Annotated in this window: 2 protein-coding genes and 1 pseudogene; all 3 read right to left on the reverse strand. The window is 37.6% G+C overall.

Going from position 1 to position 2,512, the window contains the following annotated elements; genetic code table 11:
* Positions 1–130: transposase (locus HT708_RS07425; protein WP_172926213.1), on the reverse strand; the 130-nt coding region annotated here is incomplete at its 3' end.
* A gap of 118 nt (positions 131–248) precedes the next feature.
* Positions 249–2,228 (reverse strand): peptide ABC transporter substrate-binding protein, encoded by a 1,980-nt coding sequence (locus tag HT708_RS07430; protein ID WP_172926214.1) that lies wholly within the window; start codon positions 2,226–2,228, stop codon positions 249–251.
* Between the two features lie 116 nt (positions 2,229–2,344).
* Positions 2,345–2,512, reverse strand: a pseudogene (locus HT708_RS07435) (IS630 family transposase); the annotation flags it as partial.

Genomic DNA, 2,512 nt, shown 5'->3' on the forward strand with positions numbered 1-2,512 from the left:
GATCAATCAATTTAATCATGTACCTAATCTTAGAATTGTTTATCCCAAATTTATTTGAAAGCTTCTCTAAGCTATATCCTTGTTTTCTAAGTTCATAGATCTGAACTTTATCATCATAAGTTAATTTCATAATAAAAACACCCCAAAAGTTAGATTTTTTCTGTCTAACTTTTGGGGTGCAGTACATCAACACCTGATACTATGCGTTTTTCTGATTTTTAGGACTTTTGACTCAGTCTCTTTTTGTTTTATTTGACATGTTTGGCAAGTTCTTCTTGAGCCTTTTTATTAGACTCTTCTTTTTCTTTCATCCATTTTTCCTGAGCTTTTTGGTATTCATCTACAGTGACTGCCTTGTCTTGAATTTCAAGGTATTTATATAAGACTGGCTCACTTGTACCTTTATTTCCTGACAATGCAAATGGTATTGTAAATGGTACCATCTTAGACAAGATTGGACGCCCTGTACGAGATGTAGTTGGAATAATCAAAGCACTATCTGTCAGCCAAGCTTGGGCTGAAGCGTATTTATCATAGCGTTTAGCAACATCTGTAGCCTCATCACCAGCTTCAGTAACCAATTTTTCGTAGTCATATAGACCTACTTTTTTAGCAGCTACATTATCTTCCCCTGAGTCAAATCCTAAATATGTTTTAGTACTTTCTCCTACAGAAGGTTTGATAATATCAAGGTAGGTTGATGGATCGGCAAAATCAGGACCCCAACCGACATTATCTGATAAATCCCAGTCTTCGCCAGCAGCATTTTCAGCAAATAAAGTTACATTAAGCAATTCATCTTTTTGCAATTGTTGGATATCAATAACGACATTATCAGTTCCTAAAGTTGCTTCCAAGGATTGTTTCATAGATTGGACACGTTGAACTTTTGTAGTTGCTGTCTGGTCAACAGGCATATCTAGGTGAATTGGGAAAGTCACACCTTCTGCTTGTAAAGCGGACTTAGCCTTGGCAAATTCAGCCTTGGCTTTTTCTGGATTGTAGAGACCATCTTGTGAATCGGCCAGATTAACATCCTTCCATTCATCCCCATAGGTTACTAATTTTTCTTTGACCATATCGCCAAAGTTTTTCCCATCTGCTTGAACAAATGTTGGTGGCACAAAGAGATTACGCAAGATTTTGCTTGCTCCAGTTTCTCCATTCAACTGAGCGGCATAGGCTGTACGGTCAAATCCAAAGGCAATAGCCTGACGGAAATCCTTATTTAAGAGAGCCTTTTTAGTAGATGTCTTTTGTTCTTCGCTAGTCTTAGATGTGTATTTATAAGATTGACGGTCAATATTTGTCCCTACTAGATAAGTCGTAGAGTCTTGTTGAGTATAGACGATATTGTCTTTCATACTCTTCTCAAGCTCTGCGAAACTTGCACTTGTTGGATAGAGACGAGCTGCTGTAAGGCTACCATCTTTAAAGTTTTCTGCTGGTTTGCTGGTATCTTGCCCATCCCAGAATGACAATTTAACTTTGTCAATATGCACATTGTCCTTATCCCAATAGTTCGGATTTTTCGCAAATTCAACGGAAGATTTGGTCACAATGGATTTCAACAAATAAGGACCGTTATACAAGAGACTACTTGGATCCGTAGCTTTGGCAAAATCATCCCCTTTTGAATTCAAAAACTCTTCATTAACTGGCGCAAGCACACCCATTGTTGTTTTGGAATTCCAAAAACTTTCAGGTTTGTTCAAGGTGTATTGGATTGTTTGGTCGTCAAGGGCTTTAATCCCGACTTGAGTGAAGTCTGTGATTTCACCTTTGGCATAGGCATCCAGACCTTTGATTGAATCCTGTACCAAGTAAAGGGCTTCTGCTTTCTTATCTGTTGCATATTTAAGTCCTGTTACAAAGTCCTGAGCCTTAACAGGAGCATACTCTTCTCCCTCAGATGTATACCACTTGGCATCCTGACGAATCTTATAAGTATAAGTCAAGCCATCCTTAGAAACTGACCAGTCTTCTGCCAATGAAGGAACAAGGTTCCCGTATTTATCATTTTCAAGCAATCCATCAATCACATTACTAGTAATCTCAGAAGTTGCTGCCTTACCAGTTGTCAAATAGTTGAGATTATCTGGATGTGTCTCGTAAGTAAATGCAAAGGTTTTTTCACCTTGAGCACCTGAACCCCCAGAACAAGCAGCTAAAACACCAGCTGCTAATAAGGTTACTCCCGCAAGAGCCAATACTTTTCTTGTTTTCATAGTATTCTCCTTTGTTTTTTATTCATTATAGACTCTTTTTCAAGTCCTGTCAATAGAATTTTCTGAATTTTAAGAGTTATTTGTTATATTTGATATATTCTGAAAAATAAAATTGTTCATTTATGCCAAAAAAGCATTCTAGTCCATCTCCGATTAACGATGGACTTTATCACCTCCTTCTCCAGTCCTTGTATAACATCTTGAAGTTGATTCATGACATCTTCCAAAGTTCGAAAGGCTTTATTCTTAAATCCACGTTTACGAATCTCTTTCCACACTTGTTC

Source organism: Streptococcus sp. 3613 (assembly GCF_013277375.1).
GTDB classification, from domain to species: Bacteria; Bacillota; Bacilli; order Lactobacillales; family Streptococcaceae; genus Streptococcus; species Streptococcus pseudopneumoniae.